Raw genomic sequence first — 26340 nt, forward strand, 5'->3', positions numbered from 1 at the left:
TCCGATAAAATAATCACATTTCCATTCCATCGGTATTTAGGAATACAAAAAGTGAGGTCGCTTACCGCCTATCCCCTCACTTTGTGCCTTTAACGAAAAATCCATTTGGCTACCATCGCCAGATCGTCGATATCCACCTTGCCGTTCTGATTGAGATCAGCTCGTTCATACTTTGCCCAATCCTGATCGTCTGACGAACGTCCGTAAGCCGCCGCAACCACAGCCAGATCTCCTACAGAAATTTTGTTATCACTATTTAAATCAACCAAAGTAATGCGAACGCTGTGAGATACACCGCTAATTGTTGTTTCTAAACCGTCTGTATTGGTCAGCACGATGTCTTGAATTGTCATTGTTGTTGTTACTGGCTGAGAAATGGATTTAGCCTTCCAGCGCAGCACTAATAAATCAGCTTCCTCTTTTATTGGATGTTCCCCTGCATGAAGCATGACATGAACTTGTCCGTTCATTTCGGAATCGATGACAGCGGACATGTCTTCACGGAGCGTTTCCACACCGAGGAATTCCAAGTGTTCTGCCTCATAAGTCAGTGTAAAATCCTGAGCATATATGCTCTCAGTTACACTTTTAAGTCCATAAGTTAGCGTAAATAGACCTTCGGAAACAACCGATCCCTGACCGTTTAATTGGGCTGATGGCGGCTGGTTTGCCTGTGTGGTGACAGTTACGCTGGGACCATTCGTGCTCCAAAGCCCTGAGGCGTTAACCGCTTCCACTTTAAAGGTGTACGCCGTATTCGAAATCAAAGACGTAATTGCGTATTGATAGACATTGCCCGTCACAGTGCCTAACGCCTGCCCATCCTGGTAAACCTTATAGTCGGTTATCCCGTCTGGATCGGTCGCTCCGAACCATGATAACGTCACGCCTGAACTTGACACTCCGGATACATCAAGCCGCTTTGCCGCCGTCCACTGGGGAGGCTTCGGTACATCCGGCGAACCACTCATGATAGCTTTCGCGATAATCGCCAAATCCGCAATGTCAATCCTGCCATCGGGATGGACATCCGCCTTCACATGCTTGGCCCAATCGGAGTCCGCCGATGTTTTACCATAGGAGGCTGCCGCAATCGCCAAATCTCCGATCGTATATTTGTTGTCTCCATTCAAATCCCCAGGCTGCGAGTTATCTACAGAAATTTGGATCTTATGTGTCGCTCCGCTTACATTGGTTTCCACGCCGTCACCGTTTGAAACTACTAAATTGCTAATAGATACATCAGATGAGGCAGAATGGTCAAGCTTTTTAGAGCTCCAATGAAGCGTTAACAATTCACTATCTTCGCGAATGGCATATTGCGCTCCATGACTTACCGCAATAATTCGGACGCGTCCGGGTGTGTCAGACAGTCCGACAATAGAGAACTGATCCTTTAATTCCTTTACTGTGTCCACACCGTTAAAACTTAACTGCTCAGCATCATAAGTAACTGTGAGATCCTGTGCATAGACCGCTTGCGTAACCCCCTTCAATCCATAGGTCAAATGAAATGCTTCACCAACCAGCACCTTGTCCTCTCCGGACAAGGTGGCATGGATGGCTTCTTCGGCTTTGGCAAGTGAGAGATCAGCAAACCAGTTCGCCGATAAAAGCATGAGAAGCGCATATACAAGGTACGTCCTATGCCTTTTTCTTTTTCTCATCGTCTAATATCCTCTCTGGCTTTATGTATGGACTAATGACGGGTTGTCATTTCTTATAATCAAGCAAAGATAAAAGGAGTGTGACCGCCTCTGCCCTGGTCGCATTGTCATTAGGCATGAACAGATGATCTCCCTTGCCTTGAACCAGTCCGGCTTCTGCGGCAGCTGCTACGAAAGCGAACGCCCAAGGAGGAATTTGGTCTTTATCGGCAAAAGTCGATATTGGCTGCTCAGCTGTCTGGATACCTGAAGCCCGCACAATCATCGTGGTGATTTCGGCACGGGATATCATTTTGTCTGAACGGAACGTGTTGTCTTCATACCCTGATACGATGCCGGCCTTTACGGCGGACGAGATGCTTGATTTAGCCCATTCCGGTATCATAGACTCGTCATCGAAAGCAAGCTGATCTTGGTCATTCAACGGCAATTGAATTGCCCGAGCCAGCATGGTCGCAAACTCTGCACGTGTGATAAGTCCCTGCGGCTTAAAAGTGCCATCCTCATAACCGTTGACAAAACCCAGTTTCGCCGCTCTTTCAATCGCCTCTTTCGCCCAGTGCCCTGCAATATCACGAAACATAGGAGTATTGTCGTTCCTGATATCCATAGCAATTTGTGTGCCCGCATTTTGTTTACTAGAAACCATTTTGCTGGTAACAAGCTTCACGTCCGTCAGTTCTACCGCTGCCTGACCTTTGCCAATCGGTTCAAAAGTAAGTGTGCATAAGGGAACCTTCCCGCTTTCCCCTGCTTTATTGCCAATTTTGGTACTCGCAAATTGAATCTGATTATCTTTCACGATAGCAGGAATGGAGAAGCCATCTAGCGCGCTTTTCGCCTCCTTAAATCGTAATTGGTTGGGGTCATAAACAAAGTTTACCTCATAAGCGTAAATATCCTGAAGGTTATCCCCTGTAACCGTCACCTTAATTTCCTTGTCTTTTCCTACTTCAGGTTTATCGTTACTGATTGTTAGCGTGTAAGTGAAGGAGTCTGCAGCCCAAGTGGAAATGGGAACCATTAACATACAGATCATGAGAGTGAGGTACATACCAAAAATTTTATGTTTCATGCAGATCGTTCCTTTCTGAGCGTCCTTTTATCCTTTAATCGAACCTGCCAGGAGACCCCGAATAAAATACTTGCTCAAGAAAATATAAACGAGCAGCGTAGGTAAAGCGGCCAAAATCGCTCCTGCCATCTGTACGTTCCACTGTACAATTTGACTGCCTGACAGGTTTTGCAGAGCCACCATAATCGGTTGCTGCTTCTGGGTGGTCAGGGTAACGGCAAACAGAAATTCGTTCCATACACTCGTGAATTGCCAAATGCCTACTACAACGAATCCCGTTAATGAGAGTGGAATCATGATATACCTATAAATGCCGAAAAATCCGGTTCCGTCAATTTTGGCCGACTCCAACACTTCCGTTGGGATTCCTACATAAAAGTTGCGAAACATCAGGGTGCAAATGGGCAGACCGTACACAACATGAACGAGAATCAATCCAGGAATTGAGTTATAAAGCTTAATGGATTGCAGAAACTGAATTAAGGGAATTAGAATACTTTGGTAGGGAATAAACATCCCGAATAACATCAGGGAGAACAAAAAGTTCGATCCTCTAAACTTCCATTTTGATAAAATATAGCCGTTTAAAGAGCCTAACAAGGAAGACAACAACGTAGCCGGAATAGCAAGCAAAAAGCTGTTCGTCAAATTGGGGACAAGCTTCTTAAACGCTTCTTGATAGCCTTTCAAGTTAAAATACTGAGGCAGCGCCCACATTTTATCGAGTGTGATTTCGTTCAGTCCCTTGACGCTCGTGATGAGCATGACATAAACCGGAACCAGATAAACAATCGCCAAAACGATCAGCGCCACATACAACAGCGTACGATTCACGCGCTCCAGCGACATATTATTCCTCTCCTTTGCGCAAGTTGGAAATTAAGTAAGGAATGATGAGCAAGGAAACCAGCAGCAGCATAATCATCGCGATTCCTGCTCCTTGGGCATAGTGATTTCCGCGAAATGTCGTTTCAAACATGTACACGCCCGGCACATCCGTGACAAACATCGCACCAGGTCCAGTCATGGCATAGACCAAGTCAAATATCTTAAGGGAGATATGTGCCAAAATAATGATCAAGCTCATCGTTATGGGTTTCAGCTGCGGCAAAATCACCTTCCGAAGCACCTGCCACTCCGTTGCGCCGTCCACGCGTGCAGCTTCCCGCAGTTCTTCGGATATGTTCCTTAATCCGGCCAAATACATCGCCATGGCGAATCCCGACATTTGCCAGATGGCCGCAATAGCAACCGCAATAATAGCGACTGGAAGGCCGACATCAATTTGGCCTACTGGAATTTTGGGTATAATTTGCGTGCTTACAAACCAGCTAGGCACATTCGTAACGCCAAGCGACTTCAGCAATAAGTTAACCCCAGTCGTTGGATTCAAGATCCATTGCCACACAACCCCGGTTACTACAAAAGAAAGCGCCATCGGAAATACGAATATATTTCGAAGAAAAGCTTCCCCCCGTATCTTCCGATCAATCATCACTGCCAAAAATAAGCCGACAATCATCCCGCCGGCGATGAATAAAGCCGTGAACATCACCGTATTTCTTAAATCCGCTTGAAACCGGAAATCATTAAATAGAAAAGCATAATTGCTGAATCCTGCGAATGTCAGGTTTTTAACGAGAGTATTCCACTCTGATAACGATACGTAGCCGGTCCAGGCTATAAAACCATACACGAATATGGCGATTGCGACTAAAGACGGCATCAGCATGGCGATAGGCACAAGCTTCTCCGACTTCCAACGAAAAGCGTTCATCGATTCACACTCCAGAAAAACAGGGCCAGATGCCTAATTCCAACATCTGGCCCTGACGATTTTTCAAACTTATTTCTTCATGCCATTGGCAGTTTGTGCTTGTTTAAGTGCTTTTGCTGCTTGCTCCACATCACCTTGCGTTACAAAGATATTAATCGCCTGGTTCGCTTGTGTCGTAAAGCCTTCAGGCGCTGCCGAGCCGTGAGCCATACTTGGCGTCAGCTTGCTCTTTTTAAAATCTTCGATCGTGGTTTTGCCATAAATGTCATATTTGGAAACGTCCGCATCCACCCTTGCCGGAATGGACCCCTTCAACGGGTTAAACACATCTTGACCTTCCACGGAACCAAGGACCTTCAAGAACTCTTTAGCTGTCGCTTGATCTTTGGAATCCTTCGGCAAAGCAAACGTATCCGTTACTACCATGAAACTGCCGTCCGTATTCGGGGAAGCTACCCATCCAAAATCCTCGTTTACTTTCAGTTTCAAATCCGTTGTGAAATATCCTTTTGCCCAATCTCCCATATTGTTCATTGCCGCTTCGCCATTGGCCACCAACTGGGCGGCATCCTGCCAGTTACGTGCAGCATGATCTTTATTTGTATAAGAAAGCATCTTTTTAAAAGTTTCGAGCGATTTTTTCACGCGTGCATCGTCGAACGGAATTTCGCCGGTCCACAATTTTTTGTAATCGTCAGCACCAAATTCGCCGAGCAAGACATTTTCGAACAACATGGTAGCTGTCCATGGTTCTTTATCACCGAGTGCCAGAGGCGTAATACCTTTCCCTTTCAATGCATCCGCTACCTTAACGAATTCATCAAATGTCGTAGGCGCTTTCAAACCATTCTGGTCAAAAATTTTCTTGTTATAGAAAATAACGTTCCCCCGGTGAATATTAACTGGTACCGAGTAGATATTGCCGTCCTTGCTAACCATCTCAATCAGGTCCTTCGGAAACTTATCCTTCCAACCTTCCTTGTCGTACAGGTCGTTCAATGGGCTGACTTTAGCAGCTGCCACCCAACCTGTATTCAGCTCTGCCCCCCCATGAACTTGGAAGGCTGAAGGCGGGTCTCCGCCTTGCATGCGGCTGGCGAGAACTGCTTTGGCATTGGTTCCGGCACCGCCGGCAACAGCCGCATTAATCACTTCAATGTCCGGATATTTATTTTTGAACAGTTTAATTAATCCTTGAAGACCCGCTTCTTCACCGGCACCCGTCCACCAGCTGAAGATTTCCACTTGTTTCTTGCCAGCAGCAGGAGCCGGAGTAGCTGGCGCAGCCGATGCGGCAGGCGTGTTTGCGGCTGCAGCCGGAGTTGGAGCCGAACTGTTCGTTGCCTCATTCGTTGTGGTGCCGCATGCCGTAAGAAGCGAACCCGTTAATGTTACAGTCGAAAGAATCAAAGATAATTTACGTTTCACAGTACTTCCCCTTTCAGATCGCTTTTGTATGAAACCGCTTTACAAAATTATCTTACTCAATTGGAGAATTACTTTTAATGAGGTAAATCTATCTTTTATTCCGTTATTTTGCACAAAACGCAATCCCTGTTAGTTAAGCATGTTTGGACCTATAATCCCCAGGCGACATCCCCTTTTGTTTTTGAAACCATTCGCTAAAATATCGGGGATTCGGGTAACCAACAGACTCTCCAATCTGATAAATCTTGAGGTTGCTGCTGCCAAGAAGCTCGCAGGCTTTCTCAATGCGCAGCTGCGATAAATAATCGCTGAACGATTTGCCCGTTTCTTGACGGAACAGCCTACTTAAATAGTTCGAGGTCACAAACAGCTCATCCGCAATCTGATTCAGATGCAGGTCTTCTGTGAACCTGGCGCTCATCATTTGAAGCGCTTTCTTAATCAAGTAGGAGCTGGGTTCCTCAGCGACCTTCTGCTCCTGTTTATCAGGCGCTGCTGCCTCGTTGGCGCACAGCGTCTTTGCTTTCTGCAAAGCCACCTCGATCTCTTCCACATCCGAAGGTTTAAGCAGATAATCTACAGCTCCTAAACGAAGCGCTTCTTGGGCGTATTTAAAATCACCATACCCGCTGAGGAAAATAACCTTGGTACTCGACAACACACGACTTTCTTTTTCCAATTCGCGCAATCTTGCAACTAATTCAAGCCCCGTCATATTGGGCATGCGAATATCCGACAACAGAATGTCGACGGGATGCTCCTCCATATAGTGGATAGCTTCAAGTCCGTCTTGAAAGACTTGAACCAGTTCGATTCCGAGCGCTTCCCAATTGATATGTTCGCTTAAGCCTTCCCGAATCCAGGTTTCGTCATCAATAATTACGGCACGGCAAACGGTCGTAGTCATCGAGTCATCCTCCGTCCTATTTCAAATTTCCGTTCATTTTCATAGAGAGCTGGCGTAATTCATTCGCTGCATCTTTAAAAGATATTTCCGGCTTGGCAAAAGATGTAATGATTTTGGCCAATGCCCTTTCTTCAATTTCTACCATCGCCGGGTAATAACTGATCGAAGGTTCAATTTTGGCCATATCCATGCTCTTCAAAATCAAGGCAAAATCCGGTCTCGTCTCTTCAAAGGACGGGTCAGCTAGAATGGAGCGCCTTGCCGGTATCCCCCCCTGCTGTGCATAAATCATCCCACCGCGTTTCCCGGTTGCATATTCGAGGAATTTCCAAGCGTCTACAGCGTTTCTGGAACTTGCATTAATAGCAAGCGTCCAACCATGCTGAAATGGGACACGCTTAATATGGCCAAACTGATCTTTGGTGCCTGGAATTAGCGCGATTTTGATAGCATCTTTATTGGGGTCGGTGTTTTGCTTGATCATTGGATACGCCGCATTCCAATAAGGTGCGGCCATGGCGATCTCGCCTGCGATTAAAGCATCGCGGGTTCTGGCGAAATCCCAGTTTAGCAAATCCTGCGGGACCACTTTCTCCTGAACCAGCTTCTCCATATATTTGCCGGCTTGAACCGATTCCTCGCGATCCAACAAGACATTTCCGTCTTCCTCATTCAGCACGTCGCCTCCAAACGACCATAACAGGGAGGCGAAGATCTTGGATCTTTCTTCCGGCACTACAGCAGGCATCGCAAGCCCCCATCTCGTGGGGGAAGTGGCGTTTTTACTTTTGGTATACGTTTTGGCTAGCTCGAATAATTCGTCCCAGGTTTCCGGTGGATGGGGAATTAAGTCGCTTCGATAATACAAGAAGTGTGTGCTAATATCTGTCGGCAGTGCGTATGTCGTATCTTGATATTGGTAAGTGGCCAAAAAATCGCTCACATCAAACGACTGGATATCCGTCAAATTTTTATCATTCATGAAGGAATCTAACGGAAGAATGGCATGAACAGCCGCAAATTGGGCAATGGATGTATTCGGAATCGAGACAATATCAAACGACTCTGTTCCAGCCAGCAGCTGCGTACCAACAGAAGTGAAATAGACATCTCTTCCCAATTCGATATACTCCACCTGAATGCCCGTATCCGCTTCAAACGTCTGGGAGATTTGACGCATCGCCGTAGATTCCGTACCGGTACGAATCAACACTTTTATCTTTTTGGGGCTCGCTAATGCTTTAGGAGAATCCACGGTCACCCGATCCAGTAACAGCAAACTGCTTAAAGCCCAGACGAGCAGCAAAACGAATGAAACCAACATTAATCGATTGAAATGCAGCATTTTCAAATGCTATGCCCCCTCTTGATCCTCTTGGAACGTAGCCAATCGATAAGGGATTGTAACCGTTACCAACGCGCCTTGATCCTCACCTGCCGCTACCTCAATGCCATACTCCGTCCCGAAGGCTGTCTGAATTCTTTGCTGTACATTTCGCAGTCCCACATGGTTGTTTGAAGCTGCATTCTGCAGCAAAAGCCGGACATGATCCAGATCGACCTGTCTACCCGTATTCGATATGACGATCAGAACATTATCTTCGCTTCGAAACGCTTTGATCATGACTTTTCCGCCATCCTGACTCTTGGATATCCCATGCTCTAAAGCGTTTTCAATTAACGGTTGCAGAATAAGCGGCATCACATTGACATAAGCAACTTCGGGTTCCAGCTCAATTTCATAGTACAGCTTGTCTCTGTATCGAAAGGATTGAATTTGTAAATAGTTCTCCACGTGCTCTAGCTCTTTCCCCAGTGTTGTCCATTCCTGGCCGGCATTAAGGGTGAACCGAAAGAACCTCCCTAAAGCCGTTACCAGCTTACTGATGGATTCCGCTTTATGTTTCTTGGCCATCCAATAAATCATATCCAGCGTGTTATATAAAAAATGAGGATGGATCTGCATTTGCAGCGCTTGAAGAAGAGCCTCGCGTTTTTCCTTCTGCTGCTTTTCATTCTCTTGGATTAGCCTTTGAATACGGTCCATCAATCGATTAAAGCTAAATTGCAAGATGCTGATCTCTTGAATGGGTCCTTGCGTATCCCGTACATGAAGATTGTCTTTCGCCGCAAATGCCATTAATCGGGCAAGATTAATAACCGGCTTCGAAATGGCGGTAGCCAACAGAAACGAGACGATTACCGCGACAAGCGCGCCAATGGCCGACATCATTAACAAATACCGCAATATTTTTTGATTGGGTCCGATTAATTCATTAATAGGGACGACCGCCGTCATCTTCCATCCGCTAATTTTGGAGGTATCGAAGGCGAGCAGCCATTTGCCATCGACAATCTGCAGCCCTTGACCTTGTGAGGGCAAGGCTTGTATGGCTTGGCTTATTTTATTATTTTGAGACAGCTGAGGGTCCTGCTGATAAATCACATCGCCGGAAGCATCCGTGACTAATAACGAGCCCGTTGAACCAATTTGAACATTTCGCAAATGCTCGCTTATAAAACGATCGTTAAATTGCACAAATAAATAACCTCGAAGCTTTGCCGTGTTACTGTCAATCAGACGCCGAGCAGCCGTAACGGACGCGCGAACCGGTGTTTCGAAACCGTCCTTTAGACGGTAAATCGATCTTTTATCGCTAAACCAGTTCATTTTCAAGGGTTGGCGCTCTATTTGATCCATAACAAATTGAATATTGACGCGATCAACTTGCTCATATGTGTAAAATAAATTTTCTGTCGAAAGCACTTCATGTCCAGCTGTTATAAAATAGATGGCTCGGATATGCTCCAGCCTGCCACGAAATAGATTGGAATAGACCATATTTTTAAACTTCTGATTGGCTTCGAACAGTGGATAAGAGGAGTCTAAGGGGCCGTTTAAAAAATCAAGCGACTGTTCATATAACAAAGTCCAAGTGAGTCGATCAATCTCTGAGAGATTGGCATCCAAAGCACGCTGAGTCTGCCCTACGGTCTGCAGAAGATACTGACTAACCTGCTTTTGAAACAATTCATTTTCCTTTTTGTAGGTAATATACGTGATAACGACTAGCGGAAGAATCATGAGCAGAAGAAAAACGGACAGCAAGATCGTGCGAATCGAGATTAGTTTGCTGACATTATTGAAAGCGCTCACCCTTTCCACCGATTAAATACACGAATAATCTAACATGTTCAATTTGAAATGTTTGTCGAAATAAGCGAAAGATCACATAAAATAATAATAAAATGTTGCAAAAAAAAGAGAGGATGCTCCGGAAGCACCATCTCTACTCGATTGTTCATGAAGTTTCACTTACTTTTTCGAAACAGGAATCCATATTTCACTTCTAAAGTTAGGGGATGTTACGTCTTTGCTTTCATTCCATAAGATCTCCGGACCATCCACTTGTTCATAGCTCGACGATGGAAACCACTCGGCATAGATGCGGCCCCATACCTGTTGCAGCGTTTCCGGAAAAGAACCCACAGCCTCAAATACGGCCCACGAGGAGGCAGGAACTTCCAGTGCAGCCAGATGATCCGGGCACTCTTTCGTGGTTGCCGCTCCGATATAATGATCGAGCTCCCCTTTCTCTTCCATCCTCCCCTCCGAAAAGTTGGCTGACCCGCTAATAAGCCCGCTTGGCGCCACATTGGAAAGCGATTTAAGCTGTAGAATGAGCTCCTCGTTTAAACTTCCCCACATGGCGGCGATTTCTGGATTCACTCCCTCAAAAATAATCGGCACCCTTTTCTTCAGTCCCACGATGCGAAATGCTTCTTTCTCTTCAATCCGGTAGTTCATGACATCTCCTCCTCTAATTGTGAGCTGGAAGGTCAGTCTTGGGTAAGCTTTTAACGTTTGCCCCGTCTCTCTTGCCTCTGTTGGCGTTATCCCATGCATGCTTTGAAAAGCTCTGGTAAAAGAATCAGGCGAATTATAGCCGTATTTGACTGCCAAATCAATAATCTTGATTGCGCTATGGTTCAGCTCAAATGCAGCAAGCGTCAGCCTTCTGCGGCGAATGTATTCCGACAGCGGGACACCAGCCAGGAACGAAAACATTCTTTTAAAATGAAACTCCGAACACATCGCTATTCTGGCTGCTTCTTTGAAATCAATCTCGTCTGTTAGATTTTCTTCGATATAAGATAGAGCCCCGTTCATGTTTTCAAGCATCTTCAAGCTCACCTCCCTCGCTTATTTATACAATAGCAATTGTACAAAGACAGTATCCGACTTTTCGTGCACAATCTCGCAGGGTTCTTGGTTAAAAAAGAAGAAGAAAAAGAAAAAGAAGAAGAAGAAAAGAGACTGTCTTGAGGTTTATTAACCTGTGGACAGCCTCTTGTTGTCATGAGAATCAAAAACTTTGCACCCGCGCTTGCTTTTCCTTCATGATCGGCATCAACAACCATGCTCCAACCAGGAGCAAACAGCCGCTGAGTACATAGACCGAAAGCAGTGAGGACATATCTTTTAAATATCCGGAAATCGACATGCCAACCACCATCATGCCCATAAAAATGGGAGTTATAGCGCCTCCGACCCTGCCCATATAAGCGGCTTCTGTATTTTTCATCAGCAGAGTTTGAATGCCGACTTGAATGCAAGGGTAAAATAACCCGCTGAGCGCTTGGAGCGCAAAGGACAGAAGCAATATCTTCGATGCTCCGACTGCAATGGTACATATGGCGCTGACCAACAAGCCTACCGCAAGCAAAACTTGCGGCTTCACTTTCTTGGCTACCGTCATGATGAAGGCTCCGCCAATCAGCATAGCCGCGCCGTTCGTCATTAGAAACCACTGCATAAATGATTTATCCTGTCCTAAATTTTCAATCGTGATAAAAATCATTAGGGGCTGAATCATCCCCGCGGCAAGCCCTGAAGCAGCAAAAGTTGCACCTAGGGTTCGTAATGAACGGTTAGACCATACATAACTGATTCCAGCTTTCATCTCTGTCATAAAGCTACCGGTATTTTGCGCGTTCGCTTCATCTGTGTCACGAGGTAAAAACGACAAGATGATGGCAGAGGTCAGGAAAAATAAAAACGTCAACAAAAGGGAAACCTGAATACCGAACTGCATGAAAATAAAGACACCAATGATCGGACCGATAATGGTAAAGATGCCGATTAAAGATTGCGATAAAGCCATGACACTTTGCAATTTGTCACTGGCAACGTGTTTCTTATAGAGCTTCATCGCAGAGGGTTGCGAAAATTGAGATAAACTCGCTGAGATCAGTGTTCCAATTAATAGCGCATACCATTCGCCCATCACAAGAGCGAGCAACACGACTAACACGGAAATAGCTGATAAAAAGTCGCTCCACACCATCGTGCGCTTTGGCTTCCAGCGGTCCGCGAACGTCCCTCCGATGATGGCGAATAAAAAAATTGGAGCAAACTCAACGACGGAAATAAGTGATACATACTTAGGATCATTATTTGTTATATCAGTCACATATAAAAGCACGGCAAAATTTCTTATCCATACACCTAACTGCAGAAACACCCGCGAAAGGATAATCGTTCGCACGTATCGATTCGTAAACACGTTAATACCCCATATCTTTTAAAATACTAGACAGCGTACGCAGACGTTCGCCGTTGAGCTCGTCATCTTCGCTAAGCGCTTGGCTGAATAGTTTGATGTCTTCGTTAATTCTATCGTTATCCGTACAGACGGCCACGGTCATGGCATCTCCTTGCAGACCTACACGATCAATTACTGGATTCTCAGGATCGTATAAGCTCTTATTTCGATACGCATCTTCGCGGAAATACAGCATGCTTCTTGTTATAAGAATGGCAAGATCGAGGACGCGGTGCAGCGGAAGCTCTTCCGATTGCCTCGACCACTTCTCCCCTGTGTATCTCCAGACCTTGGCCGAAATGTCGACCTTCCCTCTGTCATTCCATTGAGCCAGTCCTAAAGAGAGCCCTTTTGCATCGGATGTATCGGCGTATCTACCGTCCACTTGCTCATAATTTTCGGAAACAATGACGGGCTTATGTTTTAAAGAAGTAGGTATTTTCATTTGGTTATCTCCTTTGATTGAGTTTAGTAATTTAGTAATTTACTGAATTACTAATTTACAAACCCAATTCTATATCGATGTTCCGGATTAGTCAATGCAATCCGGCCTTAGTTGTCTTTCGCGTCGCACCATCTGACAGATGTGCCGCTGCATGCAGTCTGGCATGTCTGCGGCAAGGCCGGGGCCGAGGGCTGTGACTCGGCCGTGGGAACTACAGGGCGCTATTTCGGCGAAATAAGCCCTTTAGACGCCGAAAGGGAACTGAGAGACCTTATTTCTTGGGATTGGGCGGGTTTTCCGCCAAATCCTTAGAAATAAGGCCCTACAGTTCCCCGAAAAGCCTGAAACAACCCTGAGGGCACAAATAACTCCCTCATGGTCCACTATTTGCCGCCGCATACAGCCGCATCTGTAGCTCCCACCAGACTATCGTCATGTGGAGAGCCCGTGCTCAGCCATGCATCCTAGCAAACCAAAAAACCTGAGCTGCACACAGTCAGGTTAATCAGTTCCTATACTCTCACTCTTAAGCGTCCCCTAATCTCTTTTCGTTCAAATGATTGGCCAACTGACTCGTCCGCTGTTTATTCAGCGGGTACAAGCATACAATGATTAGAAAAATGACCAGATAGACGATGCCGGGGACTAAAGTGGCTAACGTGTATATGCCATCTAACGCTTCTTTGGTCTGAACAGACCGAGCTGCGTCATAGCCAACCGAACCGATAGCCACGCCGCCGATCCCGCCGGCAAGCGCTTGGCCTACCTTGCGGGCAAAGGAATACACGGAATACACCGTGCCATCCTCCCTCACACCAGTCACATACTCCTGGTAGTCAATCACATCAGTGACAAAAGCCCATACGACTAAGTTGAAAAAGGCAAAGCCAAACATGCCAACAGCGGAAATAAGGACAAATTGCCAAGCTGTCAAATGCGGCAGGAAGTAGAGGGTAAGGTAGACAACGGAGGAAAGCAGCATACCTGCTGCAGCTATTTCCTTTTTGCCATACTTGTGCACCAATGATTTCACAAAAGGAATTGCGATAAATACCGCAGCTGTCTGAATTAATCCAGCCATACTCAACATCGAAGCGCTTCCAAAATAATTTTTAAACAGATAAACATTCACTGCACCTACCAGCATAGAAAGCATCATAAACGTGAGCGATGCGATCAAAATAGAGATTAACGGCCTGTTTTTTAACATACCTTGTAAAGTTGTACCTAGATGGATCTTATTTTTTTGCTCTTCTGGTATTGTGATCCGTTCTGTTGATAGTTTGTAACAAGCCATGTAGCAGGCAATCGACAAAATGCCGAAAATAATAGCTGCCAGCATGAACCTGTTGGAATCTGCTTTATTGTTAACGAATAGGATTAAAGGCCCGATCACATTAATGATTAGACTCGCCAGCATAGCCCCCATCGTTCTGAATGTCGATAATGTCGTGCGCTCCACTGAATCGCTAGTAATTACAGACGCCATAGACCCGTATGGAATATTGACCGTGCTGTACAGTGTTCCCCAAATCAGATAAGTGACAAATGCATAGGCCATATAGAAACCATCGGACATCCCCGGGATTTTCACAAACATAAGAATACCGGACAAGACGAGCGGAAAAGACATTCGGAAGATCCAAGGCCGAAATTTGCCTTGAACCCCCGCTTTTCTTGTGTCGATGAAACGCCCCCACACCACATCTGCAACAGCGTCCCAGAGTCTTGCAATGACAAATACAAGGCCGATCGTTGCCGCATGAATTTTGAAAATATCCGTATAGTAGACCATCAGGAACGAGCTCACGAGGATAAAAAAGAAATCATTCCCGAAGTCGCCGAACAAATACCCCAGCTTATCTCGTATCCCAAAAGGACGGCTTGCCTTGACGTTACCCTTTGTTTCAGGCACATTGTGAATAGCCAAATTACTCATCGTATCCCCCCGCTACATGTGTAACTCAGAGTGCTCAGATCTTATTTCTTATACTCGAACTCTGGAATAGCCAGCCATCTTTTGCGCAGCTCATGTGCCGCATATTTCGGCTTTCGATCCCGAGTGAAGATGCCCTTTTTGTTCCCTTGAACCCGTATAACGCCTTGGGACGTGTTAAAATCAGCAAAATTCCAAACCTGTTCACCAACAAAGGTACTGAATTCATCAAACACTTCGTGATTTGCCCGCAGGTACTCGACCTGGAACTCTTCTGTAAACATCACAGGGTCTACATCATGCAAGCCGGCAATCGTGTCTGCCCCATACTCGGTCATTATGATTGGTTTGCCCGGGCAGCGTTTGCCCCAGCCATCCAGTTCCTCGCGCAGTTTGATTTTGGCTGCTTCCATATCTCCGCTTTGCACATACCAGCCGTAATATCTATTTAGTGCTAGCACATCAACAAGCTCCGCCACTTTGCACGTTTCAGGCGTTGACATCAGGTGTGTGACAATGGTCACAGGTCTTTTTTGCGGATCAAGTTCCTTGGCAAGCTCGACAAGCGGCTTGAAGTAAGCATCCGCTCCTTCTTCTTCTGAAGCCGGCTCGTTGGCAATAGACCACATGACGACACAAGGGTGATTTTTGTCACGCGCAATGAGTTCCCGAATGACATCCTGATGATGCTCTTTGGTGCGGAGTTCCTCCCAAGTTTTCCGCTTCGGACCGCCTCCGAACATCGCCATGAAATTCAAGTGCAGCCCGACGGCAGGCGTCTCGTCAATGACAACAAGACCTTCAAGATCAGCGAGCCTCATTAACTCCTCCGAATAAGGATAGTGCGCTGTACGGAACGAATTGGCACCGATCCATTTCATCAAACGGAAATCGAGAACATTCGCCGCTTCGTTAAATCCTCTTCCATGAATCGCCGAATCCTCATGTTTCCCAAACCCTTTGAAATAAAACGGTTTATCATTAATCAGGAATTTCCCGTCTTTGACTTCAACGGTGCGAACACCAAATGGCTGCTCGTAAACATCGATAAGCTGTCCATTATCACTAATCTCAACTTTAAGTGTATACAAATAAGCTTTCAAAGGCTCCCACAGCTTCACCTCTTCAATCTCGATCAACCCCTGAAGTCCGCTGCTTTCTCCCACGACAACGCCCGACTGATCAACAACAGACGCCTTCACTTGTCCTTTGCCCGTAATTTCTACCTCGTACTGAACAAGTCCGTTTTGTTGGTTCCAATTGGTTAGAATGGTCACATCTTTCACATACACATGTGGAGTCGTATAAATTTTCACCGGTCTATGGATGCCTGCATAATTGAAGAAGTCAAAATTCGGGCTATTTTTCGCAACAAGGCCACGACCTGGAACGTCCTGCTCACTGTAAATTCCTACCGGCAGCGTCGTCTCGTCCACAATATTGTTCACCGCAACCGTCAACCGATTATGACCAGTAGTTAAAAAGGAATTGATTTCCGCTTCGAACGGTGTAAACCCACCTTTATGTTCCATAACCGCTTCGCCATTCACATAAACGACTGCTCGATGAGTCGCCGAACCAAAACGCAAGACAATACGCTCGGACATTAGTAAATTTAATACCGTGAAATCTCGCTCGTACCAGACCCAGCCAACGTGATTCCGTATATCTGCCGTAACGCCTACATCGTTGAATGACGATGGCACTGACATCGGGATGGTCTCAGTAAGCGAAGAAGCGTACCATTTCTCTTGAAAGGCCTTTCCAAAATCCAATTTAAAATTCCAAATCCCGCTAAGATCTATGATTCCCCGTGACTCTGATACTATTGGATATAACATAACACCCGCTCCTTTTTATTCTCATTTGCAAACTCAACAATTAAGATTATACTAAGTTAACTAACTTCTAAGTAGGACGGAAACTGCATTTTAGGGATTATTTTAACATTCTAATCTGAAATAAGGAGATTTTTATGAGCGAACTTCAGTTTCATCTATCAGCAATTAGCACGACATTGTTTCACTTAACGGACATCAACACCGTCGTCTTGACCAGCAGCGGAACTGTCTTGTTAAATCATGAGCATGATATCATCCCTGAATTTCTAAGCAGCTGGCAGAAGGAAGATATCGCGTTCCTTGCAGCGGAATCTCTAATCTCTCCTGAACAATGCTGCAAATACACGAATATATGGGGGTTTACCTACTTAGCCAAAGCTTTTCGATTACAAGAGGAACGCACTAAAATCATAGTCTCAGGGCCATTCTTACTGCAGGTTCCGGACGTCAATAAACTATACTCGAAGTTCAAGTTGGATCAAGGAAAGCGAATCGAATTAGAAGGTTTTTATCGAGGAATGAAGTTAATTAGCGCCGCGAGGGTTCAAAGCATGGCCAATCTGTTCGAGCAAATCGAAGGCATTTCCCAAACGGATATCCGGGAATTAGAACTCCAACCACAGCCTGTCCGGTTCCCCCGTCAGAGAAAAAAAGAACTTATGCTGCAGCAGCCTGATGAGGTATTTATCGACCTGATTGAATTGCGTTATCAAATTGAACAGGAAATGATGCAAGCCGTCCAGCATGGCGATCATGAAACTTTGCAGAAAGTGCGCTCCAAAATGAAAAACTTGTACGACTTCTCCGAAAGATTCCCGAACCAACCGGTAAGAGCCTTAAGAAATGCGCTTATTATTTTAAATACCTTGCTGAGGGTAGCCGCCAAAAATGCGACTGTTCAGCCCTTTTTCTTACATCAAATCTCGGAGAAATTCGCAAAGCAAATAGAAAGAACTGAAACGATCGATTTTCTTAACAAATTAATGACGCTCATGTTCGACGAATATTGCCGTCTTGTGCGCCAGCATGCTGTAAAGGGCTATTCCCCGCTCGTTCAGAAGGTTATTCAATTTATTTCCTTGTATTATAATAAACCATTAAGTTTAGAGGAGCTTTCTCAGGAGTGCCACGCGCATCCAGCACATATTTCCAGGCAATTCAAAAAAGAGACGGGAATGACCGTGACCGACTTTCAGCAGAAACAGCGAATTGAAGAAGCAAAACCGTTACTGCGCAATGGCGATTTAGCCATCAAATGGATTGCCGAATCCATTGGTTTCGATGATGCCGGCTACTTCACACGCATTTTCAAGAAACTCGAAGGCATGACGCCAACGCAATTTCAAAGGAGCTAAATGAAGTGTCCTTCGTCTGCTTTATATTGGATTATGGACAAGTTAAATGATACAATATGGGAATAATATGAAAAAAAACAAATCTGAGGAGTGATACAAATGGCATTAGATTTTTACTTGAATTTTAATGGAAATTGTCGTGAAGCGGTGGAATATTATGCAGAAGTATTCGGGACTGAACAACCGAAAATCATGACCTTTGGCGATACGCCATCAGACACCGCCTACCCACTCCCAGAAGAAGCAAAATCCATGGTTATGCACGCTAGACTTACGATTAGCGGCAGTACCGTGATGTTCTCTGACGTCTTCCCAGGTATGCCTTTTGTAGCCGGAAATAATATTTCCTTATCCATGGTCAGCAAGGATATCGAAGAAATCAAATCCGCTTTCCATAAGCTGAAAGAAGGCGGCAAAGTAGGCATGGAACTCCAAGAAACTTTCTGGAGCAAGTGCTACGGCAGTTTGGAAGACAAGTTCGGCATCCAATGGCAATTTAACTACGATAACGGTGAGGTCGTCTATTAATTCCACGGGTGAAACAAAAACACGCCCTCTCTTTCCAGAGAGTTGACGTGTTTTTTGTTTACAAAATGGGAGAAATCAGCTTCGAGATGGACTCCAGGAATCGGATGCGAAGGGAGCGCTTCTCATATTCCTCCAGTGTTAGTTCCATACAACCTTCCATGTCCTTCCAAAATGTGGCTTCCAGCTTTTTCGCAGTTTCCTCGTGATACATCAGCGCATTCGTCTCAAAATTAAGCCGCAGACTTCGAATATCGAAGTTAGCCGTCCCAACCGATGCCACTTTCCCATCAACAACAATTGTCTTCGCGTGCAAAAAACCATAATCGTAGAGGTAACATTTCACACCGGCGCGAAGCAGTTCCCCCACATAATAAAGGGAAGCCCAATGGACAAACAAGTGATCCGCTTTCTCCGGAATCATGATACGAACATCTATGCCAGACAAGGCTGCAATGCGCAGTGCATTCAGCATGCTCTCTTCTGGAATAAAATACGGAGTCTGCAGCAGGATCCTTTTTTTAGCCATATGAATCATTTTGAGGAAGGTGTACACAAAATGCGGCCATTCTTCGTTAGGCCCACTCGCCACGATCTGCATCGGTACCTGCTGTGAAGTCCCTCCTTCTTCACGTTCTGGAAAATAACACTGATCCACTTCGACTGCTGTCGAAGAAGCTAAATTCCAGTCCAAGATGAAACGGGACTGAAGCGCACGAACCACACTTCCTGTTAAGCGAAGGTGGGTATCCCGCCAAAACCCGAAACGAGGATCCATGCCGAGATATTCATTCCCCACATTGAACCCGCCCATATAGCCGATTTTGCCATCAATAATGACTAACTTCCGGTGATTGCGATAGTTAACCCGATAGTTCAAATAAGGAATTCGCGAAGGGAAAAAGGCTGCTTTCTGCCCGCCTGCTTTCAGAAAATCACGGAAGAAAGAATCCTTTAACGAACGTGAACCAATATCATCATACAAAAATCGAACGATGACCCCTTGCTCCGCTTTTTTCGTTAAGGCCTGAAAAATCCGCTTCCCCAATGCATCATTCTTGACGATGTAATACTGCATATGAATATGCGTTTTCGCGGCTTCGATTTTCAACATCAAATCACTGAATTTGCTTATCCCATCCGTGAAAATATCGACGCTGTTATCCTGGGTCAGAAATGCGTCATTCGAGGCCACGTTCAAATAAATCAAATCACGGTAGTCGCTGACCATCGGATTCAGATATGTCATCGTCCCGTTCATCAGCTGCTCCCGCTGTTCAGAGATGACCGTCTGCATTCTTTCCTGCATGCGCTGATTCCATTTGTACAGCTTTCTGCGGCTTAAATTTTGCCCTAACATCACATAGAGCAGAAAACCGAGAATCGGAATAAATAGAAGCACCATCAACCAAGACCAGGTAGCCGCCACGTTCCGGCGTTCCAAGAATACAACCGTAAGAGCAAGTAAAATATTAACAATAAAAAGTACAGTAAGTGCGTGCGATATCCAATCCATGTTGCCACTCCTAACCGTTGTTGTCAGTGGATCAGGAATATTATACCTTATTTTCGGCAATTTCGAAAAAAACCTCGTATTCTGGCTTAAGAACACGAGGTTGATCTTGCATTAGGTTATTTTTTTAATTAGGCATAACTTCCGTAAATAGTAAACGCCGCCTACTTTAATGACATCATCCGAATACGCTTCTATGAGTGTTCCTGAGTCTTCTAATTCGCCATCAAACCACACCTCAACAGGTGTTTGAAATAGCATGCAAAGATACATATCCGCATCGGTTAAACAATCTGTCGTCCTGCTCATCTGAACAACTGCCTCCTCACCATTTTTCACGTGACAACATACATATCGTCATTTGTAAATGATAAATGAAGAGGAAGTAGGTAAAAAAGACTGGAAGCTATGAGCCTCCAGTCCTGATTTTTCCCTTTATTTGACCATTTCCTTATAAAGTCCGATATACTGCTGCGCGGACTTCTTCCAGCTAAAGTCGCCTTTTTTCATGTTCATCTGAATTTTCAACCAGGCGTCACGGTCATTTTTGTAGAAAAAGACCGCACGGCGGATCGTATGCAGCATATCATGCGCATTGTAATCTCTAAAGGAGAAGCCTGTCCCCTCGCCTGTAAACTCATTATATGGCAGAACCGTATCCTTAAGTCCACCGGTTTCTCGAACGATCGGCACAGAGCGATACCGAAGTGCGATCAACTGACCAATACCGCATGGCTCGAATTGAGATGGCATTAGGAACAAGTCCGAAGCCGCATAGATTTGATGGGCCAATGCCTCGTCAAAGCAGATCTGAGCGGATACTTTGTCGGGATGCTTCAATGCCGCTTGCTTGAACATCTCCTCATAAACGTATTCGCCTGTCCCTAGTACGACTAGTTGGATGTCTAGCGATAAGATTTCTGGAAGGACATGCTGGATGAGATCTAGCCCTTTTTGCTGCACCAAACGCGTTACAAGGGCAACCATCGGCACATCCTCTCTTACTTCCAAACTTAGGCGTTCCTGGAGTGCTGTCTTGTTCAATTGCTTTTTGGGCAGCGAATCTCGGTACGTAGACACCAGATGCGGATCATTCATCGGATCAAATACCTCATAATCAATCCCGTTCACGATCCCCGTCAGCTGGTCCCTTCGGTGACGCAGCAAGCTATCCAAATGTTCGCCAAAGTACGGAGTTTGAATCTCTTCCGCATAGGTCTGACTCACCGTTGTAATACGGTCCGCGTACAGAAGCCCTCCTTTTAGGAAGCTGGCACCTCCATGCAATTCAAGCGCTGTTCCGGTAAAATGATCGTCGGATAAGCCAAACAGCTCCTTAAACAACGATTGGCTAAACACACCTTGGTATTTCAAGTTATGAACGGTCGTTAACGTTTTAATCTCGCTATAGAATGGCAGATGTTGATAATGAGCCTTCAACAGCACGGGAATCATGCCGGCTTGCCAATCGTGACAGTGAATAACATCCGGCTGGAAGTCGAGCAGCGGCAGCGTTTCGATAACGCCTTTGCAGAAGAAAGCAAAACGTTCTGCCTCATCGCCGTACCCATACACGCCGGAACGATTGAAATAAAATTCATTGTCCACGAAATAAAAAGTGACCCCATCCTGCTGCAGAACTTGAATGCCAATATATTGCTTTCTCCAACCGACATAGATATCATGTGTCACAGCCGTAGTCATCGCGTCCCGGTACTTGGCAGGAATCCCGCCATATTTAGGCAGGATAACTCGTACATCCAGCCCTTGCTGGATGAGTTCCTTCGGCAGTGAACCGATCACATCGGCGAGACCTCCCGTTTTGATAAAAGGAACTGCCTCTGAAGCTGCAAAGAGTACTTTCATCTTTCCACTCCTCCTGATAGTCGAAAAGCCGCCTATGGGAAGGCAGGCTTTTCGAATGTTATCTAGTTATGCGCTCAAGAAAGATACCGATTAGATCACTTTCGTTTTTGCCGCGATGAACGGTGCTTTGTTGTCACCTGTCAGGACGCGACCGCGGGAGATAAAGACATCCTTATCGAGAATCGCATTCTCAATAATGACATTTTCCTCGATTTCGCAGTTTTGGAGGATAATACTGTTTTTCACGTAAGCCCCCTTGCGAATTTTCACTCCGCGGAACAAAATGCTGTTCTCTACCTTACCTTCAATCGTGCAGCCGTTTGCGATCAACGCGTTTTTGGCTGCGGCGGATTCCAAGTATTTCGCAGGCGGTTCATCCTTGACTTTTGTATAGATCAGGTTCTTCTGGAAGAACAATTCTCTCCAGATCACTGGATTTAACAGCTGCATGCTGTGCTTGTAGTAACCTTGAATTGAATTCACGATGCCTACATGCCCTTCAAATTTATAGCCATACACACTAAGTTTATCAATATTTTTCATGATACCGTCGCGAACCAGGTGATCATACCCTTGAGCCAGGCAGGATTCTACCATGTCCAGCAGCAGCGCTTTGCTCATAATATACATTTCCATGGAAATGTTATTCGTCCGCAGTCTACCCGTGTGATCCTCCATAAGCGTCACTTGTCCGTTATCTTTGACGGCCAAGCGGCGGAATTTCCCTTGAATATCCTCATCCGTTTGCTTATAGATAACGGTAATGTCCGCTTGCGTATCCTCGTGATGACGGATGACATCGCGCAAATCAAGATTGCACACCATGTGGCTGCGGGAGATAATAACCAGCTCTTCTTTACCACGATAGAAATAATCCCGATGGCTGTAAAATTGATATAGATCTCCACGTGAAATACCCGTCGGCTCATCCATGACGGATGGAAGGACGAACAATCCGCCGCGCTTTCTGTCCAAATCCCACTCTTTCCCGGACCCCAGGTGATCCATCAAGGAACGGTATTTGTGCTGCGTAAATACGGCCACATTATCAATGCCAGAATTCACCATATTCGACAATGTAAAATCAATTAACCGATAGCGTCCACCGAATGGTACCGATGCAGGGCAGCGGAAATAGGTCAGTTCTTCCAAATCGTCCGGTTCATTCACTAAATTAATGACACCCATTACATGTTTCATCTGAGATCATCCCTTCTGTTTGGCAGTCGCTATTACTCGTTCATTGCCGCCTATGAGTGTAATTTCACCGTGACCGTCTACTACAGCGCCATCTTCCACGATCGTGTTTTCACCAATAATCGCTTTGTTAATCGTTACATTATTACCTATTTTGGCATTCGGCATAATGACGGAGTCTCGAATTTGGCTGCCTTCCCCCACTTGTACACCAAAGAACAAGACTGAATGATCGACATCTCCGAAAATCGCACAACCCTCATTCACGAGTGAACGCTTAATGTTCGCAGTAGGCGCTACATATTGAGCTGGTTGGTATGGATTTTGGGAGTACACACGCCAATCTTTATCATTAAGATTCAACTCGTTATGATCATCGAGCAAATCCATATTTGCTTCCCATAAGCTATCAATGGTACCGACGTCTTTCCAATACCCCTCGAACGGATAAGCATACATTCTTGCTTCATTTCGGAGCATCATCGGGATAATATCTTTACCGAAATCCTTACTGGAATCCGGATTCTCCTCATCCGCAATCAAATACGATTTCAGAACGCTCCAGTTAAAAATATAAATACCCATGGAAGCCAAGTTGCTGTTCGCTTCTTTTGGTTTTTCGGCAAATTCAGTTATTTCCTGATTCTCATTCACGCTCATAATTCCGAAACGGCTCGTTTCTTCCCATTTCACTTCGATAACGGCGATACTTGCATCAGCTTTCTTCTCTTTGTGGTAGGAAAGCATCTTATCATAATCCATTTTGTAAATGTGATCACCCGAGATGATCAATACATACTCCGGATCATACTGCTCAATAAATCCAATGTTGCGGTAGATGGCATTGGCGGTACCTTTATACCAGTCTCCGCCTTTTTGTTCCATGAACGGAGGCAACACAGTGACACCACCATTTTTGCGGTCCAAATCCCACGAACTGCCGATTCCAATATACGTGTTGAGCACGAGAGGCTGATATTGCGTCAAGACACCAACCGTGTCGATGCCTGAATTCGTGCAATTGCTTAGGGTGAAATCAATGATACGGTACTTCCCGCCAAAATGAACGGCTGGTTTGGCCAAATTATTCGTTAGTACGCCTAGTCTTCGTCCTTCTCCACCAGCGAGGAGCATGGCAACACATTCTTTACTGCGCATCTCTGATTTCCCCCTTCAACTTCGTTTTCTCTAGTTGGAATTCTTTTACACATTTTATATAAACAGCCGCAAGCGGCGGAATACACAGAGACAAACTATAGGGCAGTTCGTGGTATTTTCTTTTTTCACTTGTGATCGGCAGCTTGTTTCCTTGGCCGGAACCGCCAAATTCTGGAGCATCACTGTTGAAAACAACCTCGTACATGCCATTGCGCGGAACGCCGATTCGATAATCGGGATGCACCACCGGGGTGAAATTACAGATGAGAATCAGATCATCCTCAGCCTTATTTCCTTTGCGCATAAAAGTGACGACACTTTGGCTTTCATCATGCGGATTAATCCATTTGAAACCGTCCGGACTATGATCCTTTTGCCATAAAGCCGGCTGATCCAAATAAAATTGATTGAGCGCCTTCACGTAAACGTGCATTTGCTCGTGCTTCTCATAACCGTCCAGCAGGAACCAATCCACTTCCTCCTGGTCTTTCCATTCGTCGAATTGACCGAATTCGCTGCCCATGAACAGCAGCTTTTTGCCAGGGTGACCTGACATATATCCGTATAAAACGCGCAGGTTGGCGAATTTCTGCCAATAATCGCCTGGCATTTTATGCAGGAGTGAACGTTTCCCATGGACAACCTCATCGTGAGAAAAAGGTAAGACATAATTTTCACTAAAGGCGTACATAAAGGAGAACGTGATCAATTTATGGTGATATTTGCGATGAACGGGATCCAGCTTCATATAACGCAGCATATCGTTCATCCAGCCCATGTTCCATTTATAGTTAAATCCAAGCCCGCCATCATGCACGGGTGCTGTCACCAGTGGCCAATCCGTGGAATCCTCTGCCATCATAAGCGCATCCGGATAATAAGAGAAAACAACCTGATTCAACTTTCGCAAGAAAGCGACAGCTTCGGGATTGTCATCCCCGCCCCATTGATTCTTAAGGGGCTTCTCATTCCATCTGCCGAAATTCAAGTGCAGCATAGAAGCTACAGCATCAACCCGGATACCATCGATATGGTACATATCCATCCAAAAAATCGCATTTGAAATGAGGAAGCTCTGCACTTCCGGCCTGCCAAAATCAAATGTAAGTGTCCCCCATTCCAATTTCTCGGCTTTGCGAGGGTCTTGATATTCATAAAGCGGTTTTCCGTCAAACTGCCTCAAGCCATGCGCATCCTTGCAGAAATGCCCAGGGACCCAGTCCATGATGACGCCAATCCCTTTTTGATGACAACGATCGACGAAATGCATGAACTCTTTTGGTGTGCCATGCCTGCTCGTCACAGAGAAATAACCTGTCGCCTGATAGCCCCATGAGCGGTCAAACGGATGCTCAGCAAGCGGCATAACTTCAATATGTGTATAACCCATCTCCACGGCATAATCGACTAACTCGTCCGCAAGCTGGTCATAGGTATATAATTCTTCGCTATGTCTGTCTTTTTTGCGCCATGTACCTAGGTGCACTTCATAAATCGACAAAGGCTTATTATAGGCGGGAGCCAATTTCTTCTGCTCTAACCAAGCCTCATCTTGCCATTCGTAGCCTTCCAAATCGACAACACGTGAGGCTGTACCTGGACGCACTTCAGAATAAAAGGCGTAAGGGTCAGCTTTCAACAAAGTTTGACCTGTCTCGCTAAGGATTTCGTACTTGTAATGATCACCTTCACTAGCTTCAGGAACAAACAGCATCCAAACGCCGAGTGAACTGAACTTCTCCATACGGTGTTTACCGGATTGCCATTGGTTGAAATCGCCGAGCAAGTTTACTTGTTTGGCATTAGGCGCCCATACAGCGAAACGAACTCCTTCGTAACCTTTTCTTTTGCTAACATGCGCCCCTAGAATGCGATAGCTGTGATACAGGGATCCTTCATGAAGCAGAAACAAATCTTCTGAGCTGGGTATACCAACATTTGCCCCCATGTTATCCCTCCCATAATCGACCTTTTTATTCAAAATATGGATGTAACAATTAATCACATACAGTACAAATACAACAAGCAGGTGGAGAATTCCTTC

21 protein-coding genes are annotated in these 26340 nt (G+C 45.4%); 2 read left to right on the plus strand and 19 right to left on the minus strand.

Annotation, left to right across the window (positions count from 1 at the left end):
• Nucleotides 1-89: 89 nt before the first annotated feature.
• The 13 genes from ACUN27_RS22240 to uidA all read right to left on the minus strand — a co-directional run bounded on the left by ACUN27_RS22240 (nucleotide 90) and on the right by uidA (nucleotide 16682).
• Nucleotides 90-1667, minus strand: a complete 1578-nt coding sequence (locus tag ACUN27_RS22240) for a cohesin domain-containing protein (RefSeq protein ID WP_326063714.1) — start codon at nucleotides 1665-1667, stop codon at nucleotides 90-92.
• A 46-nt stretch (nucleotides 1668-1713) separates the two neighbouring features.
• On the minus strand, nucleotides 1714-2742 hold the full coding sequence (locus ACUN27_RS22245; protein ID WP_315949403.1) for an S-layer homology domain-containing protein: 1029 nt from the start codon (nucleotides 2740-2742) through the stop codon (nucleotides 1714-1716).
• 27 nt (nucleotides 2743-2769) lie between these two features.
• Complete coding sequence (locus tag ACUN27_RS22250) at nucleotides 2770-3591, minus strand: carbohydrate ABC transporter permease (RefSeq protein ID WP_315949401.1); 822 nt, start codon at nucleotides 3589-3591, stop codon at nucleotides 2770-2772.
• Between the two features lies 1 nt (nucleotide 3592).
• Nucleotides 3593-4519: a carbohydrate ABC transporter permease gene (locus ACUN27_RS22255; protein ID WP_445559618.1), complete on the minus strand. Its 927-nt coding sequence runs from the start codon at nucleotides 4517-4519 to the stop codon at nucleotides 3593-3595.
• Nucleotides 4520-4588: 69 nt separating this feature from the next.
• Nucleotides 4589-5947 (minus strand): ABC transporter substrate-binding protein, encoded by a 1359-nt coding sequence (locus ACUN27_RS22260; protein ID WP_315949398.1) that lies wholly within the window; start codon nucleotides 5945-5947, stop codon nucleotides 4589-4591.
• Nucleotides 5948-6080: 133 nt separating this feature from the next.
• The gene (locus ACUN27_RS22265; RefSeq protein ID WP_315949397.1) at nucleotides 6081-6854 is read right to left on the minus strand and encodes a response regulator transcription factor; all 774 of its coding nucleotides are present in this window, start codon (nucleotides 6852-6854) and stop codon (nucleotides 6081-6083) included.
• Nucleotides 6855-6870: 16 nt separating this feature from the next.
• Nucleotides 6871-8199, minus strand: coding sequence for an ABC transporter substrate-binding protein (locus ACUN27_RS22270; RefSeq protein WP_315950375.1), 1329 nt, complete (start codon nucleotides 8197-8199; stop codon nucleotides 6871-6873).
• A gap of 9 nt (nucleotides 8200-8208) precedes the next feature.
• Nucleotides 8209-10011: a sensor histidine kinase gene (locus ACUN27_RS22275; protein WP_315949396.1), complete on the minus strand. Its 1803-nt coding sequence runs from the start codon at nucleotides 10009-10011 to the stop codon at nucleotides 8209-8211.
• Between the two features lie 159 nt (nucleotides 10012-10170).
• Entirely contained in the window at nucleotides 10171-11037 is an 867-nt protein-coding gene (locus ACUN27_RS22280; protein WP_418936969.1) for an AraC family transcriptional regulator, read from the minus strand.
• Between the two features lie 184 nt (nucleotides 11038-11221).
• Nucleotides 11222-12421, minus strand: coding sequence for an MFS transporter (locus ACUN27_RS22285; RefSeq protein ID WP_326063719.1), 1200 nt, complete (start codon nucleotides 12419-12421; stop codon nucleotides 11222-11224).
• 1 nt (nucleotide 12422) lies between these two features.
• Nucleotides 12423-12905 carry a DUF6530 family protein gene (locus ACUN27_RS22290; RefSeq protein ID WP_315949392.1) on the minus strand — a complete coding sequence of 161 codons (483 nt, stop codon included), beginning with the start codon at nucleotides 12903-12905 and terminating at the stop codon, nucleotides 12423-12425.
• Nucleotides 12906-13431: 526 nt separating this feature from the next.
• Nucleotides 13432-14844: an MFS transporter gene (locus ACUN27_RS22295; protein ID WP_326063720.1), complete on the minus strand. Its 1413-nt coding sequence runs from the start codon at nucleotides 14842-14844 to the stop codon at nucleotides 13432-13434.
• Nucleotides 14845-14885: 41 nt separating this feature from the next.
• Nucleotides 14886-16682, minus strand: coding sequence for a beta-glucuronidase (gene uidA, locus ACUN27_RS22300; RefSeq protein ID WP_326063721.1), 1797 nt, complete (start codon nucleotides 16680-16682; stop codon nucleotides 14886-14888).
• Nucleotides 16683-16816: 134 nt separating this feature from the next.
• Here uidA and ACUN27_RS22305 point away from each other — a divergent pair, with 134 nt between their 5' ends.
• Entirely contained in the window at nucleotides 16817-18037 is a 1221-nt protein-coding gene (locus ACUN27_RS22305) for an AraC family transcriptional regulator (protein ID WP_326063723.1), read from the plus strand.
• 99 nt (nucleotides 18038-18136) lie between these two features.
• On the plus strand, nucleotides 18137-18565 hold the full coding sequence (locus ACUN27_RS22310; RefSeq protein ID WP_326063724.1) for a VOC family protein: 429 nt from the start codon (nucleotides 18137-18139) through the stop codon (nucleotides 18563-18565).
• Nucleotides 18566-18623: 58 nt separating this feature from the next.
• Here the strand turns inward: ACUN27_RS22310 and cls are convergent, their stop codons facing one another.
• The 6 genes from cls to glgB form a co-directional block, all read right to left on the minus strand.
• Entirely contained in the window at nucleotides 18624-20078 is a 1455-nt protein-coding gene (cls, locus tag ACUN27_RS22315) for a cardiolipin synthase (RefSeq protein WP_326063725.1), read from the minus strand.
• A 111-nt stretch (nucleotides 20079-20189) separates the two neighbouring features.
• A complete protein-coding gene (locus ACUN27_RS22320; protein WP_315949386.1) occupies nucleotides 20190-20384 on the minus strand; it encodes a hypothetical protein in 195 nt (64 codons plus the stop codon).
• Between the two features lie 126 nt (nucleotides 20385-20510).
• Nucleotides 20511-21941, minus strand: a complete 1431-nt coding sequence (glgA, locus tag ACUN27_RS22325) for a glycogen synthase GlgA (protein WP_326063726.1) — start codon at nucleotides 21939-21941, stop codon at nucleotides 20511-20513.
• Between the two features lie 90 nt (nucleotides 21942-22031).
• Nucleotides 22032-23141 (minus strand): glucose-1-phosphate adenylyltransferase subunit GlgD, encoded by a 1110-nt coding sequence (gene glgD / locus ACUN27_RS22330; RefSeq protein WP_315949384.1) that lies wholly within the window; start codon nucleotides 23139-23141, stop codon nucleotides 22032-22034.
• Nucleotides 23142-23147: 6 nt separating this feature from the next.
• Nucleotides 23148-24296 carry a glucose-1-phosphate adenylyltransferase gene (locus ACUN27_RS22335; RefSeq protein ID WP_315949383.1) on the minus strand — a complete coding sequence of 383 codons (1149 nt, stop codon included), beginning with the start codon at nucleotides 24294-24296 and terminating at the stop codon, nucleotides 23148-23150.
• Nucleotides 24286-26244 carry a 1,4-alpha-glucan branching protein GlgB gene (glgB, locus tag ACUN27_RS22340; protein ID WP_315949382.1) on the minus strand — a complete coding sequence of 653 codons (1959 nt, stop codon included), beginning with the start codon at nucleotides 26242-26244 and terminating at the stop codon, nucleotides 24286-24288. The genes ACUN27_RS22335 and glgB overlap by 11 nt, the downstream gene beginning before the upstream one ends.
• Nucleotides 26245-26340: the final 96 nt, after the last annotated feature.

This window comes from Paenibacillus sp. WC2504, from assembly GCF_052682475.1.

Coding starts and splice junctions, on each gene's coding strand:
- ACUN27_RS22240 (WP_326063714.1), bottom strand. CDS start 1,667: ATGAGAAAAAGAAAAAGGCATAGGACGTACCTTGTATATGCGCTTCTC.
- ACUN27_RS22245 (WP_315949403.1), bottom strand. CDS start 2,742: ATGAAACATAAAATTTTTGGTATGTACCTCACTCTCATGATCTGTATG.
- ACUN27_RS22250 (WP_315949401.1), bottom strand. CDS start 3,591: ATGTCGCTGGAGCGCGTGAATCGTACGCTGTTGTATGTGGCGCTGATC.
- ACUN27_RS22255 (WP_445559618.1), bottom strand. CDS start 4,519: ATGAACGCTTTTCGTTGGAAGTCGGAGAAGCTTGTGCCTATCGCCATG.
- ACUN27_RS22265 (WP_315949397.1), bottom strand. CDS start 6,854: ATGACTACGACCGTTTGCCGTGCCGTAATTATTGATGACGAAACCTGG.
- ACUN27_RS22270 (WP_315950375.1), bottom strand. CDS start 8,199: ATGCTGCATTTCAATCGATTAATGTTGGTTTCATTCGTTTTGCTGCTC.
- ACUN27_RS22280 (WP_418936969.1), bottom strand. CDS start 11,037: ATGCTTGAAAACATGAACGGGGCTCTATCTTATATCGAAGAAAATCTA.
- ACUN27_RS22290 (WP_315949392.1), bottom strand. CDS start 12,905: ATGAAAATACCTACTTCTTTAAAACATAAGCCCGTCATTGTTTCCGAA.
- ACUN27_RS22295 (WP_326063720.1), bottom strand. CDS start 14,844: ATGAGTAATTTGGCTATTCACAATGTGCCTGAAACAAAGGGTAACGTC.
- uidA (WP_326063721.1), bottom strand. CDS start 16,682: ATGTTATATCCAATAGTATCAGAGTCACGGGGAATCATAGATCTTAGC.
- ACUN27_RS22305 (WP_326063723.1), top strand. CDS start 16,817: ATGAGCGAACTTCAGTTTCATCTATCAGCAATTAGCACGACATTGTTT.
- ACUN27_RS22310 (WP_326063724.1), top strand. CDS start 18,137: ATGGCATTAGATTTTTACTTGAATTTTAATGGAAATTGTCGTGAAGCG.
- cls (WP_326063725.1), bottom strand. CDS start 20,078: ATGGATTGGATATCGCACGCACTTACTGTACTTTTTATTGTTAATATT.
- ACUN27_RS22320 (WP_315949386.1), bottom strand. CDS start 20,384: ATGAGCAGGACGACAGATTGTTTAACCGATGCGGATATGTATCTTTGC.
- glgA (WP_326063726.1), bottom strand. CDS start 21,941: ATGAAAGTACTCTTTGCAGCTTCAGAGGCAGTTCCTTTTATCAAAACG.
- glgD (WP_315949384.1), bottom strand. CDS start 23,141: ATGAAACATGTAATGGGTGTCATTAATTTAGTGAATGAACCGGACGAT.
- ACUN27_RS22335 (WP_315949383.1), bottom strand. CDS start 24,296: ATGCGCAGTAAAGAATGTGTTGCCATGCTCCTCGCTGGTGGAGAAGGA.
- glgB (WP_315949382.1), bottom strand. CDS start 26,244: ATGGGGGCAAATGTTGGTATACCCAGCTCAGAAGATTTGTTTCTGCTT.